The organism is Amycolatopsis sp. lyj-84 (assembly GCF_046549075.1).
GTDB lineage: Bacteria > Actinomycetota > Actinomycetes > Mycobacteriales > Pseudonocardiaceae > Amycolatopsis.
In genome coordinates this window covers 69,962-84,522 of sequence record NZ_JAJPWO010000022.1, presented here as the reverse complement: position 1 = coordinate 84,522, position 14,561 = coordinate 69,962, and the positions used below count along the sequence as shown (strand labels likewise).

Here is a 14,561-nt window from a genome sequence, read left to right as displayed (position 1 = left end):
CTAGGCGGAACCGCCGATGCGCCGGATGATCTTGGCGAGAATGCCGGTGACCACCATCCAGAAAACCGCGGCGATGCCGTAGTTGATCAGCACCCGGAGCTTGGCGTCCTCGGGCATGAAGAGGTCCTTGAAGCCCAGCAGCAGCCCGTCGGCCCAGCCGCGGACGAACGACACGATGCCGTTGTCGGCGTTCGCCTCGCCGATCACGAAGACGACGTGCAGGACCAGGATCGCGGCGAAGATCAGGCCGACCCAGCGGACGACGCTCGCCAGTATCCCGGCCGCGCGACCGCCTCCCGCTCGCCAGTCGACCTTGCGCCGGGTCTTCTGATCAGCGGTTTCCTTCTCTTCAGCGTGCTCGCCCATGCCGGGCAGTGTGGCACGCCGCCTGGTCCGATTGCTACCCGCGAGTAACCCGAATGGGCGCCCCTGGCGGTCACGGTTCGATCGCGGCCCGGGTTTCCTTTCGGGAGATCTCGCGGTTAAGGTGGCGTCGTGGCTCGAGCTCTCCTGCTTCGCTGCCGCGACGGGGCCTGATCTGACCGGCTCCCCGTCGCGGGGCTTCGTGGTGCCGGTCGTCGCACCCGATTCTTCAGGAGAACCGTCCCCTCATGAGCATCCGTAAGCCCACGCGCCCGGCCCCTTCCGAGCAGGCCCCGTGGAACACCCAGCGCGGCACTTCGATGCCCGTTCATCGCTATCGCCCCTGGTCCGAGCTGGTCGAGGACATCGACCTGCCCGACCGCACCTGGCCGGACAAGCGCATCGACACCGCGCCGCTGTGGTGCGCGGTCGACCTGCGTGACGGCAACCAGGCCCTGATCGACCCGATGTCTCCCGCGCGCAAGCGCAAGTTCTTCGACCTGCTGGTCCGCATGGGCTACAAGGAGATCGAGGTCGGCTTCCCGGCGGCTTCGCAGACCGACTTCGACTTCGTCCGCGAGATCATCGACGAGGGCGCCATCCCGGACGACGTCAGCATCCAGGTACTGACCCAGTGCCGTCCCGAGCTGATCGAGCGCACCTTCAAGGCGCTCGAAGGGGCGCCGCGCGCGATCGTCCACATCTACAACTCGACGTCGATCCTGCAGCGCCGCGTGGTGTTCCGCGAGGAGCGCATCGGCATCACGAAGATCGCTTCGCAGGCGGCCGAGCTGGTCGTCGACTACGCGGCGAAGCAGCCGGACACCGACTTCCGCTTCCAGTACTCGCCGGAGTCCTACACCGGCACCGAGCTGTCCTACGCGCTCGAGGTCTGCAACACGGTCACCGGGATCTGGCAGCCGACGCCGGAGAAGCCGGTCATCCTGAACCTGCCCGCCACCGTCGAGATGGCTTCGCCGAACATCTACGCCGACTCGATCGAGTGGATGCACCGCAACCTGGAGCGCCGTGATTCGGTGATCCTGTCGCTGCACCCGCACAACGACCGCGGCACCGGCATCGCCGCCGCCGAACTGGGCTTCCAGGCCGGCGCGGACCGGATCGAAGGCTGCCTGTTCGGTAACGGCGAGCGCACCGGCAACGTCGACCTGGTCGCGCTGGGCATGAACCTCTACAGCCAGGGCGTCGACCCGCAGATCGACTTCTCCGACATGGACGAGATCAAGCGGACCGTCGAATACTGCAACCAGCTGCCGGTGCACGAACGCAGCCCGTGGGCGGGCGACCTGGTGTTCACCGCGTTCTCCGGCAGCCACCAGGACGCGATCAACAAGGGTCTCGACGCGATGAAGGCCGCCGCCGACAAGGCGGGGACGCCGGTCGACGAACACCCGTGGGAGGTCCCGTACCTGCCGATCGACCCGAAGGACATCGGCCGCAACTACGAGGCCGTGATCCGGGTGAACTCGCAGTCCGGCAAGGGCGGCGTCGCCTACATCATGAAGGCCGAGCACCAGCTCGACCTGCCGCGGCGCCTGCAGATCGAGTTCTCGAAGGTCGTCCAGCGCCACACCGACACCGAGGGCGGCGAGGTCGACCCGACCACGATGTGGAACGCGTTCTCGGCCGAGTACCTGGAGCTGAAGACGCCGCTGGAGCTGGTGCGCCAGCACGTCAGGGACAACGGCGACGGCGAGTACGACATCACCGCCACCGTGCGGGTCGAGGGTGACGAGCACGAGGTCACCGGTCGCGGGAACGGGCCGATCGCGGCCTTCTTCGACTCGCTGTCGACGGTCGGGTTCGACCTGCGGCTGCTGGACTACAGCGAGCACACGCTCTCGCCGGGCGACGACGCTCGGGCGGCGTCGTACATCGAGTGCGCGATCTCCGACCGGGTGTACTGGGGCATCGGGATCGACCCGTCGATCGTGACCGCCTCGCTGCGGGCCGTCGTCTCGGCGGTGAACCGGGCGAACCGCTAGCGCTCAGCCGAAGGGGCCTTTCACCGCATGCGATGCGGTGAAGGGCCCTTTCGCTGCATGCGATGCGGGGAAGGGCCCCTTCAGCCGCTCCTACAGAGCCTTCACCGCGGCCAGGATGTCGGCCGGGGCGGTGCGGGTGGTGTAGTCCGGGTGGACGTCGATGAACCGGATGACGCCTTCGCGGTCCACGACCAGGACGGTCGGATACGGCAGCTCCCACTCCGCCGCCCCGTTGATCTTCTCGACGTCGCCGATGAGCGTGTCGAAAGCCGGCTTCGTCTCCGGGGCCAGCCGGAACGTGATGCCGAGCGCGCGCCCGAGTTCGTTGTCCACATCGGACAGAACGGTGAACTCGAGATCCTTCGTGGACAACGAGTCGTCCGGGAGCTGCGGGCTGACCGCGATCAGCTTCACCCCCAGGCTCTCCAGCTCCGGCAAGACTTCCTGCTGATACGTGCGCAGCGCCAGATTGCAGTACGGGCACCACGCGCCGCGGTAGAACACCACGACGGCCGGTCCGTCCTTGACCGGCACCCTGCCGCCGCTCGCGTCCGGCAGCGTGAGATCCGGCATCGCCGTCCCCGGCTTCGCGGCCGTCTCCGCGACCATCCCGACGAACGTCGCGTGGTCGGCCTTGAGCACCTCGGCGATCTCGGCCGGAACCTGGCTCGCGACGGAGCCTCGCAGCGCGGCGAGGTCGGTGTTGAGATCCCCCATCATCAGCTCCTTGCGTTGTACTGATCGGTACAGTGCAGCCGACTGTACTATCCGGTACATGGATGGTCAACCGGCGAAAACACCTCGTGGACGGCTGACGCGGGACGCGATCGTCGACGCGGCGGCGGAGCTGATGTACGTCAACGGCGTCGCCGGGACGAGCGTCGACAAGGTGCTCGCGGCGAGCGGGGCCGGGAAATCGCAGATGTACCACTACTTCAAGAACAAGGAACAGCTCGTCGAAGCGGTCATCGCGCGCTTCCTGGAGAACATCCTCGGCAACCAGCCGACGATCTTCGCGCTGCACAGCTGGGCCGATTTCGAGCAGTGGTCACAGGAGATCCTCGCCATCCAGACCACCCCCAAGGGGCCGATCGCCTGCCCGCTCGGCAACCTCGCCGGCGAACTCGGGGACGATCCGAAGATCGCGCCGCTGCTGGACAAGGCGTACCGCGAATGGGAGTCACATCTCGAAAGCGGCCTGAAATCCTTGCGGGCTCAGGGAAAACTCGCCGAAGACGCCGACCCGGCGAGACTCGCCCAGACAGCGATGGCGTGCGTCCAGGGCGGGCTGCTGATGGCCCACCTGCGCCACGACGTCACCCCGATCGAGGACGCGCTCAAGCTCGCGCTGGACCACCTGCGGAGTCACGCTCGCCCGTGAGCGCGGCGACCTCGTCCGCGAGCGCGTCGAGAATCTTCGCCACGGCGGGCCGCGAAGACGCGCCGAGCCGGCAGACAGCCTCCACATGCCGCGCCGCCTTGATCCCGGCCAGCGGACGGCAGACCAGGCCGCTGCCCCGCCGGGTGTCCATGGTGTACCGGGGCAGCAGCGCGATGCCGTGTCCGGCGGCGACGAGCCGTTCGGTGATGCGGAAGTCGTTGATGCGCTGGACGACCTGCGGGCGGACGCCGGTGCGGATGATCAGCGACTGGAGGATGTCGTCCACCGGGAACCCGGCGTTGACGCTGATCCAGCGTTCGTCGGCCAGTTCGGCGAGTTCGATGCGGCGCCGTTTGGCCAGCCGATGCCCGACAGGGAGCGCGACGTCGAGCGGTTCGCGCAGCAGGTGCCTCGTCTCCAGCCGTTCCGAGCCGAGCGACGGCGCGTGCTCGTCCCGGTGCGCCACCACGATGTCGTAATCCGCGACGAGCCCGGGGACCTCCGGCGGCGTCATGTCGACGTCACGCACGATGACGTCCAGCCCTTCGAATTCCGCCGTCCGGCGCAGCAGGCCGGGGAGCAGCATCAGCCCGGCCGACTGGAAGATCGCCACCCGGACCCGGCCGCGCGGGGCCCGGCGGTAAGTGTCCAATTCGGACTCCGCGCGGTCGAGCGCGGCGAGCACGTCGTCCGCGCGGGCGACCAGCGCGCGGCCGGCGTCGGTCAGCCGGAGGCCACGGCCCGCCGGTTCCGTCAGCGCGAGCCCGACGTCGCTCTGCAGGGCGCGGAGTTGCTGGGAGACCGCGGACGGCGTGCAGTGCAGCGCCTTCGCGGCCGCCGTCACGCTGCCGCGGTCGGCGAACTCCCGCAGGGTCCGCAACCGGCCGATGTCCATCCCGCCAGCATATGTGAAGCGAAACTGAACGGTCACTGAAAATATTAGCGCTTGTCCTTCACGATATGCCCCCGTAAGAGTGAAGGCATGCCCGCTCGCGACCGTTTGCTCGCCCTGCTCGTCGTCGTCCTCTGGGGCTGCAACTTCCTCGCCATCCACGCCACCCTCGGGCAGTTCCCTCCCGTCTTCGCCGGCGGGCTGCGCTTCGCGGTCATCGCGATCCCGACCATCCTGTTCGTGCCGTGGCCGAAGGTGAAGATCCGCCACCTGCTCGGCTACGGGCTCGGCTTCGGCACCGGTCAGTTCGCGTTCCTCTTCATCGCGATGGACACCGGCATGCCGACCGGCCTCGCGTCGCTGGTGCTGCAGGCTTCGGCCCCGTTCACCGTCCTGCTCGGCGCCGTCTTCCTGCGGGAACGTGTCTCCGGACGGCAGCTGGCCGGGATCTTGCTCGCCGTCGCCGGGATGGCGACGATCGCCTGGCAGCAGGCCGGGAACGCCGCCCTGCTGCCGGTGATCCTGACCCTGCTCGGCGCGCTGAGCTGGGCCTTCGGGAACTTGAGCACGCGGCAAGCGGCACCGGACAACCCGCTCAACTTCGTCCTCTGGATGTCCGTGGTGCCGCCGCTGCCGATGTTCGCGCTGTCGCTGGTGATGGAAGGCCCGGCGGAGATCGGCCACTCGCTGAGCACGCTCGGCACCCCCACCGGGCTGATCGGCCTCGGTGGTCTCGCTTACGTCGTGGTGTTCGGCACGATCATCGGCTCCGGGATCTGGACGTCGCTGATGCGCCGCAACCCGGCGGGCGTGGTCGCGCCGTTCTCCCTGCTGGTGCCGGTGGTCGGGCTGTCTATGGCGTTCCTCGTGCTCGACGAACGGCCGACGCTGCTCGAAGTCGTCGCGGCGGCCGTCGTCATCGGCGGGGTGCTGTTCGGTTCGACCAAGCGCCGCGCGCGCGAGCCGGACTTCCTCGCCGAAGCCGAAACGCCTCAGCCCACTGGCGTGCGGTGAGCCTCTTGGGCAGCGCGCCCGACGCGATTTCCCTGCCGTTCCCGGTGAACACCCGCCGTACGAAGTCCTGGTAGCGCGCACGATCCGCGTCGTCGACGAGCGGACGCTCGCGGCGGGTCATGGTCAGCAGGCCGCCGTCGACGCCGGGCCGGGGACGGAACGCCGCCGCGGGGACCCGTCCGGCCAGCCGGAAGTCGAACCACGGCCACCACTGCGCGGTCATCATGGTCGCGCCGCCGACCCCCGCCCGGCGGCGCGCCACCTCCCACTGCACGAGCAGCACGGCGTCGGTCCAGCCAGGCGCGGCGAGGACGTGACGAAGCGTCGTGGTGGTCAGATGGAACGGCAGGTTGCCGACCAGGACGTAAGACGTCTTCGGCAGGGGAAACCGCAGGAAGTCCGCGATGACGATCTCCGTGGACGGCCGGACGCGTCCCGCCAGCCGGGCGGCACGGCGGGCGTCGATTTCGACGCCCGTCAGCGGCCTGCCGAGCCGTTCCAGCGGCAGGGTGAGCGCGCCGTCGCCGGTGCCGAATTCGATGATCGGCCCGTCGGTTCCGGCGACGAGCTTCACGACGGTTTCGACGGTGTTCAGGTCGATGAGGAAGTTCTGGCCGAGCTCATGACGGCCAGGACGATGTGTGCGCAAGGGATCTCCGCGGCTTCGAGGTGAGCCGGGCAGCCTGGAGCAGGCCCGGCGATGACTCGCTCGGGCGGCGGTTCCTTGCTGGACGCGTGGATCCGCCGCTAGGCGCGGCGGGTCCTGGTGAAGGCGGAAGCACACATGGCGGCGAAGCTACCTGGGCGGGAGTGCTTCCGCCAGCGGTTTTCTACGCACCGATCCGGCTGGTGCCGAGGTGTTCGACCGGCCCGGACAGCGCGCCCTTCACCCGGCGGGTGACGTCGTCGGTGAGCACCTCGGTCTCGCCCTTTTCGAGGCCGTCGACGACCTGGCGGGCGACGTCGCGCGGGTCGTTCTTCTCGACCTCGAGGCCCTGGGTCATGTCGGTGTCGGTGTAGCCGAGGTGGACGCCGACGACCTGCGTGCCCTGCTCGGCGAACTCGATCCGGAGCGAGTTGGTGATCGACCAGAACGCGGCTTTCGACGCGCCGTACGAACCCGAACCGGCGGCCCACGACAGGACGGAGTGGACGTTGACCAGCGCGCCACCGTCCTTGAGCTGCGGCGCAAACGCTTGCGCGATGCGCAGCGCGCCGAAGACGTTCGTCTCGAAGACCGGACGGTGCGCGTCGACGTGTTCGGTCAGCAGCGAGCCGAGGCCGAGGACGCCGGCGTTGTTGAAGACGATCGTGGCGTCGCCCGCCTTCTCGGTCAGCGCGCGGACGGACTCCGCGTCGGTGACGTCGAGCGGGAGCGGGACGATCCGCGGATCGGTCTCCTCGCGCGGCGTCCTGGCGGTCGCGTAGACCTTGGCGGCGCCGCGGTCGAGCAGTTCGGTGACGAACGCCTTGCCGAGCCCGCGCTGCCCGCCGGTGACCAGGACGACGGCACCCTCGATGGAGGTCATGACTTGCTCCCTTGACAGAAGTGTTCGGCTTTTGCTTCTGTCGTCAGCATGGGGGCGCGCACCGACAGAGTCAAGTACGCTTGACCTATGTCATGGACCGCGACGGACCGGTACCGGTTGCGCACCGCCCCCTCGGGGCTGGCGCTCGTTCAGGACTTCCTCAACACGAAGGCGATCAAGACGCACGGCCTCGACCTGCTGGGCGACGCCGACTTGGCGCGGCCCTGGGTCGGCGAAGCGCTGGCGGAATGGTCGCGGACCCGGGACGCCGACGTGCCCGAGATCACGCTGGACTCAGGCGACCTTCGCGCGCTTCGAGACCTGCGAAAGTCGTTTGTTTCGCTCTTGGACGGCGACGACGCGGCCGTCGAGAAGCCGATCAAGGCGGACCTGGCGCTGAGGGACGGCGTCGTCCGGCTGTTCCCGTCCGGCACCGGACGGCACTGGCTCGCGTCGGCACTGTGGACGGAGACGCTGCTCGCGCAGCAGTCCGGGATCTGGCCGCGACTGAAACTGTGCCGCCTCGACGGCTGCCGTTCGGCCTTCTACGACGTCTCGCGCAACAACAGCGGGGTCTGGCACGACGTGAAGACCTGCGGGAACGTCGCGAACCTGCGGGCGTCGCGGGAGCGGAAGAAAGCGCTCAGCTGAACGAAGACAGCGCCGACGGGATCGGGATGTCGCCGCCGATGACGTCGAACCCCTGGTTCTCGGCCAACGATTCCTCGAGGGTCGCGACCATGACAGCGGCGACGTCGGCGCGGGAAACCCGGCCCGGTTCGAGGTGACCGGCGATCTTGACGTGCCCGGTGGGCGGATCGTCGGTGAGCGTGCCGGGACGGACGATCGTCCAGTTCAGGCTGGAGCGGCGGAGGATGCTGTCGGAGATCTGCTTCGCCATCAGGATCGAGCGCACCAGGCGATCGCCCTGATCCGGCGAATCCGCGAACTGCGCGGAAAGCTGGACGAAGCGCGCGACGCCCGCCTTCTCCGCCGCGCGGATCGCGGTGATCACGCCGTCGCGGTCGACCAGGTCGACCGAAGCCTGATCCGGATCGGGCGCGCCGATCGCGCTGATCACCACCTCGGAACCGGCGAGGGCCTCGACGAGGTCGTCCGCGTCGGCGGTGACGTCCGCGACCACGGTTTCGGCGCCGAGCCCGGCGACCTCCTCGGCCCGGCGACGGCTGCGCAAGCCCGCCCGCACCTGATGTCCCCGCCCCCGCAGAAGCCGGACCACGTGAATCCCCGTCCGCCCCGACGCACCCAGCACTGTGACCCGCATGACACCGAGTCTGCCTGATGGCGGCGGCCCGTGCCTGGTCACGCGAGGGTCGTGCGTGGCGGCCCCCCGTGCAAGGAAAGGCCCGTTACTTGCAAAATTTGCAAGTAACGGGCCTTTCCTGGCATTCGGTGACCCGAAGACCTACAGGATCTCGGCCGCCGAGCCGACGTCCGGCAGACCGCCGATGTCGGGGTTCAGGTCCCCGGACTCGACGAGTTCCGCCTTGACCTCGTGCGGCCGGATCCGGCCGTCACGGATGTCCTCCGCGTAGTGGCAGGCCACCCGGTGCCCGGCGCCGATCTCCCGCAGCTGCGGGCGGTCGGTGTCGCACAGGCTCTGCTGCTTCCACGGGCACCGCGTGTGGAACCGGCACCCGGACGGCGGCCGCGCCGGCGAGGGCAGGTCGCCCGCGAGCAGGATCTGCTCCCGGTTGTCCTCCACCTCCGGGTCCGGCACGGGGATCGCCGAGAGCAGCGCCCGCGTGTACGGGTGCAGCGGGTTCTCGTACAGCGCGTCCGCGTCGGCCTCTTCGACCAGCGAGCCGAGGTACATCACGCCGATGCGGTCGGAGATGTGCCGCACCACCGCGAGGTCGTGCGCGATCACCAGGTAGGTGAGCCCGAGCTTCTGCTGCAGGTCTTCCAGGAGGTTGATCACCTGCGCCTGCACCGAGACGTCCAGCGCGGACACCGGTTCGTCGGCGACGATCAGGTCCGGCTCGACGGCGAGCGCCCGCGCGATGCCGATGCGCTGGCGCTGGCCGCCGGAGAACTCGTGCGGGTACTTCCGCAGCGAGGACTCGGGAAGCCCGACGGCGGACAGGAGTTCGCGCAGCCGCTTGGCCGTCGCTTCCTTGTCCTTGTCGAGGCCGTGCGCCTTCATGCCTTCCCGCAGAATGGATTCCACCGACTGCCGGGGGTCCAAAGAGGACATCGGGTCCTGGAACACCATCTGCATCCGGCGGCGGGCCTTGCGCAGCGCCTCGCCCTTGAGCCCGGCGACGTCCGTCCCGTCGAAGACGACGTTGCCGTTCGTCAGCTCGGTCAGCCGGAGGATCGCCCTGCCCAAAGTGGACTTGCCACAGCCGGATTCGCCGACCAGGCCGTAGGTTTCACCCTTGCGGATGGCCAGGTCGACGCCGTCGACGGCGTACACGTGCCCGACCGTCTTGTCGACGACGATGCCGCGCTTGATCGGGAAGTGCACCTTGAGGTCGTTGACCTCGAGCAGCACTTCCTGCTGCGGAACCACTGAGGTCATCGTGCCCCTCCTCGTGCGGCCACGGCCGGGATCACCGGGTTGTGGCAGCGCAGCAGCCCACCGCGATCGGGGGTCAGCTGCGGTGAAACCTCCCGGCACACGCCGAGAGCGTTCGGGCAGCGGGGCGCGAAGGCGCAACCGCCGGCCCACGGGATGTTGTCGGAGACGGATCCCTTGATGGGAATCAGTTTCTCGCCGCGGCCCGCGTCGAGACGCGGGATCGAGGCGAGCAGGCCGTGCGTGTACGGATGCCGCGGCTCGGCGAACAGCGCGTGCCGTTCGGCGCGCTCGACGATCTTGCCGCCGTAGAGCACGTTGACCTCGTCGCAGAGACCGGCGACGACACCGAGGTCGTGCGTGATCATGACCAGCGCGGTTCCGGTGTCCTGCACCAGTTCCCGCAGCAGCGCGAGGATCTGCGCCTGGATCGTCACGTCGAGCGCGGTGGTCGGCTCGTCGGCGATGAGCAGCCGCGGACGGCACGCCAGCGCGATCGCGATCAGCGCGCGCTGCCGCATGCCACCGGAAAGCTGGTGCGGGTACTCGGAAAGCCGCCGCGACGGGTCGGGGATGCCGACCTTGTCCAGCAGTTCCGCCGCTTCCACCGACGCCACCTTGCGCGACATCCCGCGGTGCCGCTCCAGCACCTCGGTGATCTGCAGGCCGATCGGGATGACCGGGTTCAGCGAGGACAGCGGGTCCTGGAAGACCATGCCGAGGTCACGACCCCGGCGGTCCCGCATTTCCTTGTCCGACAGGCGAAGCAGATCCGTGCCTTCGAACGACACCGAACCGCTGACGTGGTTGCCGCGCTTCGCGAGCAGCCGCATGATCGCCAGTGACGTCACGGACTTGCCGCAGCCGGACTCGCCGACGAGGCCGACGGTCTGGCCGGGTTCGACGTCGAAACTGACCTCGTCCACCGCGGTGAACGGCTTCTCACCGCGCCGCTGGAAAACGACCTTGAGGTCGCGTACTTCGAGGAGTGCCATCAGAAATCACCGCCTGTTCTTCGGATCGAGGGCTTCCCGCAAGGACTCGCCGAGCAGCGTGAACCCGAGCGCGACGATGATGATCGCGATGGCCGGGTAGTACGCGAGCTCGGGGCGGATGTCGAGGAACTGCCGAGCGCTGCGGCTCAGCATGATGCCCCATTCCGCCCGGTTCGGGTCCGGGTCGCCGAGACCGAGGAACGACAGCGCGGCCGCCTCGAGGATCGCGGTCGCCAGGGTCAGCGTGGCCTGCACGATGACCGGGCCGAGCGAGTTCGGCAGCATGTGCCGCAACACGATCGAACCGCGTTTGACGCCGAGCGACGTCGCCGCGAGCACGTGGTCGCTGTGTCTTTGCGCGAGCATCGAACCGCGCAGCAACCGCGCGAAGATCGGCACGCCGACCATCGACACCGCCACGATCACGGTCCACTGACTCGGCTTCTGGAACAGCGCGGCGACCGAGATCGCCAGCAGCAGCGAAGGCACCGACAGCATGACGTCGACCAGGCGCATCAGCACCGTGTCGACCCAGCCGCCGAACGCACCGGCGAGACCGCCGATGATCATGCCGACCACGACGCCGATGATCGTGGCGAGCACACCGACGAGCAGGGTGTTCTGGGCACCGACCAGCAGACGCGAGAGATAGTCGCGGCCGAAGTCGTCGACACCGAGCGGGAAGCCGGCCTGCGCGCCCGGGATGATTCCCTGGCCGAGGATGACCTCGCTCTGCAGGTACCGCTCGTAGGGGTCCTTCGGCGCGATGAACGGCGCCAGGATCGCCACCAGGATGAACAGGCCGGTGATCACGGCGCCGGTGATGGCCACCGGGCTCCGCAGCATCCGGCGCAGCGCCTCACCGCCGAGGCTGCGCCCCTTCGCCGACGACTCGGCGAGCCTGTCGATGGGCTCTTTCTTCTTGTTCAGCAATGTGTTCATCGGACACGCACCCTCGGGTCGATGAGCCCGTACGAGACGTCGACCAACATGTTCACCAGCACGTAGACCAGCGCGCCGAACAGCAGCAGCGCCTGCAGACGCGGGTAGTCACGCCGCTCGATGCCTTCGGCGAGCAGGAAGCCGAGGCCGCGGAAGTTGAACACCCGCTCGGTCAGCACGGCGCCACCGAGCAGCGCGCCGGTCTGGAGGCCGATGACGGTGACCACCGGCAGCAGACCGTTGCGGAGCACGTGACGGCGCCGGACGACCGGCTGGGTCAGGCCCTTCGAGTTGGCCGTGCGGATGAAGTCCTCGTTGAGCACGTCCAGCACCGACGCGCGGGTGATCCGGACGATCACCGCGAGCGGGATGGTGGCGAGCGCGAACGCGGGAAGGATCAAGTGGGTGATCGCGTCCCAGGCGGCGTCCCATTCCTGGGTGATGATGCCGTCGAAGACCGCGAAGCCGGTGACCGTGGTGGCGTCGAGCCCGGCCATCTGGCGGCCCTGCGACGGAAGTCCCAGCGGGGCGGCGAGTACGTCCTGCATCATGTAACCGAGGAAGAACACCGGCACGGCGACGCCGACCAGCGAAAGCACGATGATGACGTTGTCGACGGCCCCGCCGCGGAACCGGGCGGCCAGGTAACCGAACGGGATACCGAGGCCCACCGCGATCAGCATCGCGCAGAAGCCGAGTTCGAGAGTGGCGGGAAGGAAGTTCCCGATCTCCGACATGACCGGCTGGGCGGAGACCAGCGAGTTGCCGAAGTCGCCGGTGATGGCCCGGCCGAGGAATTTGAAGTACTGGACGAAGATCGGATCGTCGAGGCCGAGAATCCGGTTGAGGTCGGCGATCTTCTCCGGGGTCGCCTTGTCACCCAGGAGGGCGCCGGCGGGACCACCGGGCAGTGACCGGAGCCAGGCGAAGATCAAAATGGACAGGATCAAGAGCGTCGGTATCGCTTGTAGCAGCCGACGCACGAGAAAACGGAGCACGTGCGTTCCTTTGTTGCCAGCCCGGGAATGGGCCGAAGGGGGCGGGTGCGGTAGCACCCACCCCCTGCGACTCAGTGGTGGTGGATCAGTTGACCGTGACGGTGTAGAAGCGCTCGTCGGTCAGCGGGCTGGCGACCAGGCCCTTCACCTTCGGGCCGACGACGATCGCCGGGGGGCCGTAGGAGATGGGGATGGCGGGCAGGTAGTCCATGATCTGCTTGTTGACTTCCTGGTACGCCTTGGTGTGCGCCTCACCGGCGGGGGCGGCGTCCGCGGCGGAGAGGGCGCTGAACAGCTCGGGGTTGGTGAACCCGAACTCCGCCTTCTCGCGGCCGAAGAACGTGCCGACGAAGTTACCGGCGTCGTTGTAGTCACCGGTCCAGCCGAGCAGGTGGACGTCCTGCTTGCCTGCCTTCTGGACGTCGTCCTTGTAACCACCGTTCCACGGCTTGGCGATCGCCTCGACCTTGATGCCGATGGCCTTCATGTCCTCGGACAGCGAGGTGAAGATGTCGGCGGGGTTCGGCATGTACGGCCGGGTGACCTCGGTCGGGTAGTAGAACTTCAGCGTCATGCCCTCGGCGCCGGCTTCCTTGAGAAGCTGCTTGGCGCGCTCGCGGTCGAACGGGTACTTGGTGACGCCGTCGTTGTAGCCGTCGATCGCCTTCGGCACGAACTGGGTCGCGGTCTCGGCGCCCTCGGGGAGCTTCGACTTCACGAACTGGTCGCGGTTGAGGCCGTAGGCCAGCGCCTGCCGGACCTTGAGGTCCTTCAGCTTCGGGTTGTTCTTCTGGTTGATGCCCAGGTACAGGATGTTGAACGACGGGCGGATGAGCACCTGCTCGCCGTCGTTGCGCAGCAGGCCGTAGTCCGCGGGCGACGGGTAGTCGAAGCCCTGGATGTCGCCGGCCTTCAGCGCCTGCTTGCGGGCGTTCTCGTCCGGGATGACCTTGAAGACCAGCTTGTCGAGCTTGGCCGTCTGGGTCGGCGAGTCGGTCGCCTTCGACAGCGTGATCTCACCCTTGGCCTGGTCCCAGCTCTCGAACTTGAACGGGCCGGTGCCGGTCGGGTGCGCCGTGGCGTACTCCGGGTAGGCGAACGAGTCGCCGCTCTGGGTGACGTTGTCGGCGTTGTACTTCTTCAGCGCGTCCGGGCTCTGGATCGACAGCGACGGCAGCGTGAAGGCGGCGGGGAACGCGCCCTTGGCCTTGTTCAGGTTCAGGATCGCGGTCGACTCGTCCTTGGCCTGGCAGTCCTTGAACACCGGGGCGCCGGAAGCGTCACCCTCGTTCTTGGCGAAGCCCTCGAAGACGTCGCCGTAGTAGATCATCTGGCTCTGGGCGGCGGCGCCCTTCATGTTGAACATGCGGTTGAAGTTGAAGCAGACCGCTTCGGCGTTGAACGGGGTGCCGTCGTGGAACTTGACGCCCTTCTTCAGCGAGAAGGTCCAAGTCTTGCCTTCGTTGCTGCCTTCCCACTTCTCCGCAAGGCCGGGCTCGAGATCCGCGGTGCCCGGCTTGTTCATGATCAGCGTGTCCATCATCTGGCGGATGATGCGGAAGGTCTCACCGTCGTCGTTGAAGAGCGGGTCGAAAGTCTTCGGGTTACCGGCGGCGCCGAAGACCATGGTGCCTCCTGAACCACCCCCTGCGCCTTCTTCACGCTTCGAATCGGCACAGGCGGAAATGGAGACCGCGAGTGCGCCGGCAAGCCCGATCAGGGCCACACGGCGTGCTCGGGTCACCCGCAGTTGCTGCATCTGGCACCCCTTGAGGAGAATTTCGGTGTTTTAGTCACCGCCGGCGTCGATCGGAAACTCGAACTCCGCGGACGATCGGTGTGCCCGCCGACACTAGCGGGAACTCGGCCCGCACTTAAGCACGCGAGGTTACGATCGCG

General features: G+C 68.1%; 15 protein-coding genes. 4 read left to right on the top strand and 11 right to left on the bottom strand.

Annotated elements, in window-relative coordinates:
- Complete coding sequence (locus ACLJRM_RS41480; RefSeq protein ID WP_410604919.1) at positions 1–366, bottom strand: hypothetical protein; 366 nt, start codon at positions 364–366, stop codon at positions 1–3.
- A gap of 245 nt (positions 367–611) precedes the next feature.
- Between ACLJRM_RS41480 and leuA the strand changes: the two genes are divergently transcribed.
- Positions 612–2,369, top strand: a complete 1,758-nt coding sequence (gene leuA / locus ACLJRM_RS41475) for a 2-isopropylmalate synthase (RefSeq protein WP_410666159.1) — start codon at positions 612–614, stop codon at positions 2,367–2,369.
- A 90-nt stretch (positions 2,370–2,459) separates the two neighbouring features.
- Here leuA and ACLJRM_RS41470 read toward each other — a convergent pair whose 3' ends face one another.
- A complete protein-coding gene (locus ACLJRM_RS41470; protein WP_410666158.1) occupies positions 2,460–3,086 on the bottom strand; it encodes a peroxiredoxin-like family protein in 627 nt (208 codons plus the stop codon).
- A 58-nt stretch (positions 3,087–3,144) separates the two neighbouring features.
- On the opposite strand from ACLJRM_RS41470, the gene ACLJRM_RS41465 reads away from it, so the two are divergent.
- A complete protein-coding gene (locus tag ACLJRM_RS41465) occupies positions 3,145–3,750 on the top strand; it encodes a TetR/AcrR family transcriptional regulator (protein ID WP_410666157.1) in 606 nt (201 codons plus the stop codon).
- On the opposite strand, the gene ACLJRM_RS41460 is transcribed toward ACLJRM_RS41465, so the two are convergent.
- The gene (locus ACLJRM_RS41460) at positions 3,707–4,645 is read right to left on the bottom strand and encodes a LysR family transcriptional regulator (protein WP_101611178.1); all 939 of its coding nucleotides are present in this window, start codon (positions 4,643–4,645) and stop codon (positions 3,707–3,709) included. The two genes, ACLJRM_RS41465 and ACLJRM_RS41460, sit on opposite strands and share 44 nt — an antisense overlap.
- Before the next feature lie 87 nt (positions 4,646–4,732).
- On the opposite strand from ACLJRM_RS41460, the gene ACLJRM_RS41455 reads away from it, so the two are divergent.
- Positions 4,733–5,656, top strand: coding sequence for an EamA family transporter (locus ACLJRM_RS41455; RefSeq protein ID WP_410666156.1), 924 nt, complete (start codon positions 4,733–4,735; stop codon positions 5,654–5,656).
- Here the strand turns inward: ACLJRM_RS41455 and erm are convergent.
- Complete coding sequence (erm, locus tag ACLJRM_RS41450) at positions 5,559–6,305, bottom strand: 23S ribosomal RNA methyltransferase Erm (RefSeq protein WP_410666155.1); 747 nt, start codon at positions 6,303–6,305, stop codon at positions 5,559–5,561. The genes ACLJRM_RS41455 and erm overlap by 98 nt on opposite strands.
- A gap of 181 nt (positions 6,306–6,486) precedes the next feature.
- A complete protein-coding gene (locus ACLJRM_RS41445; RefSeq protein WP_101611182.1) occupies positions 6,487–7,185 on the bottom strand; it encodes an SDR family oxidoreductase in 699 nt (232 codons plus the stop codon).
- Between the two features lie 87 nt (positions 7,186–7,272).
- Between ACLJRM_RS41445 and ACLJRM_RS41440 the strand changes: the two genes are divergently transcribed.
- Positions 7,273–7,836 carry a CGNR zinc finger domain-containing protein gene (locus tag ACLJRM_RS41440; protein WP_101611183.1) on the top strand — a complete coding sequence of 188 codons (564 nt, stop codon included), beginning with the start codon at positions 7,273–7,275 and terminating at the stop codon, positions 7,834–7,836.
- Here the strand turns inward: ACLJRM_RS41440 and ACLJRM_RS41435 are convergent.
- The 6 genes from ACLJRM_RS41435 to ACLJRM_RS41410 form a co-directional block, all read right to left on the bottom strand.
- The gene (locus tag ACLJRM_RS41435; protein WP_410666154.1) at positions 7,829–8,470 is read right to left on the bottom strand and encodes an SDR family oxidoreductase; all 642 of its coding nucleotides are present in this window, start codon (positions 8,468–8,470) and stop codon (positions 7,829–7,831) included. The two genes, ACLJRM_RS41440 and ACLJRM_RS41435, sit on opposite strands and share 8 nt — an antisense overlap.
- Before the next feature lie 141 nt (positions 8,471–8,611).
- The gene (locus ACLJRM_RS41430) at positions 8,612–9,730 is read right to left on the bottom strand and encodes an ABC transporter ATP-binding protein (protein ID WP_101611185.1); all 1,119 of its coding nucleotides are present in this window, start codon (positions 9,728–9,730) and stop codon (positions 8,612–8,614) included.
- Positions 9,727–10,722: an ABC transporter ATP-binding protein gene (locus ACLJRM_RS41425; RefSeq protein WP_101611186.1), complete on the bottom strand. Its 996-nt coding sequence runs from the start codon at positions 10,720–10,722 to the stop codon at positions 9,727–9,729. Before ACLJRM_RS41425 ends, ACLJRM_RS41430 begins: the two co-directional genes overlap by 4 nt.
- A 6-nt stretch (positions 10,723–10,728) precedes the next feature.
- A complete protein-coding gene (locus ACLJRM_RS41420) occupies positions 10,729–11,664 on the bottom strand; it encodes an ABC transporter permease (RefSeq protein WP_101611187.1) in 936 nt (311 codons plus the stop codon).
- Positions 11,661–12,662 carry an ABC transporter permease gene (locus ACLJRM_RS41415; protein ID WP_101611188.1) on the bottom strand — a complete coding sequence of 334 codons (1,002 nt, stop codon included), beginning with the start codon at positions 12,660–12,662 and terminating at the stop codon, positions 11,661–11,663. Before ACLJRM_RS41415 ends, ACLJRM_RS41420 begins: the two co-directional genes overlap by 4 nt.
- A gap of 85 nt (positions 12,663–12,747) precedes the next feature.
- Positions 12,748–14,289, bottom strand: a complete 1,542-nt coding sequence (locus tag ACLJRM_RS41410; protein ID WP_101611189.1) for an ABC transporter substrate-binding protein — start codon at positions 14,287–14,289, stop codon at positions 12,748–12,750.
- Between the last annotated feature and the right edge of the window lie 272 nt (positions 14,290–14,561).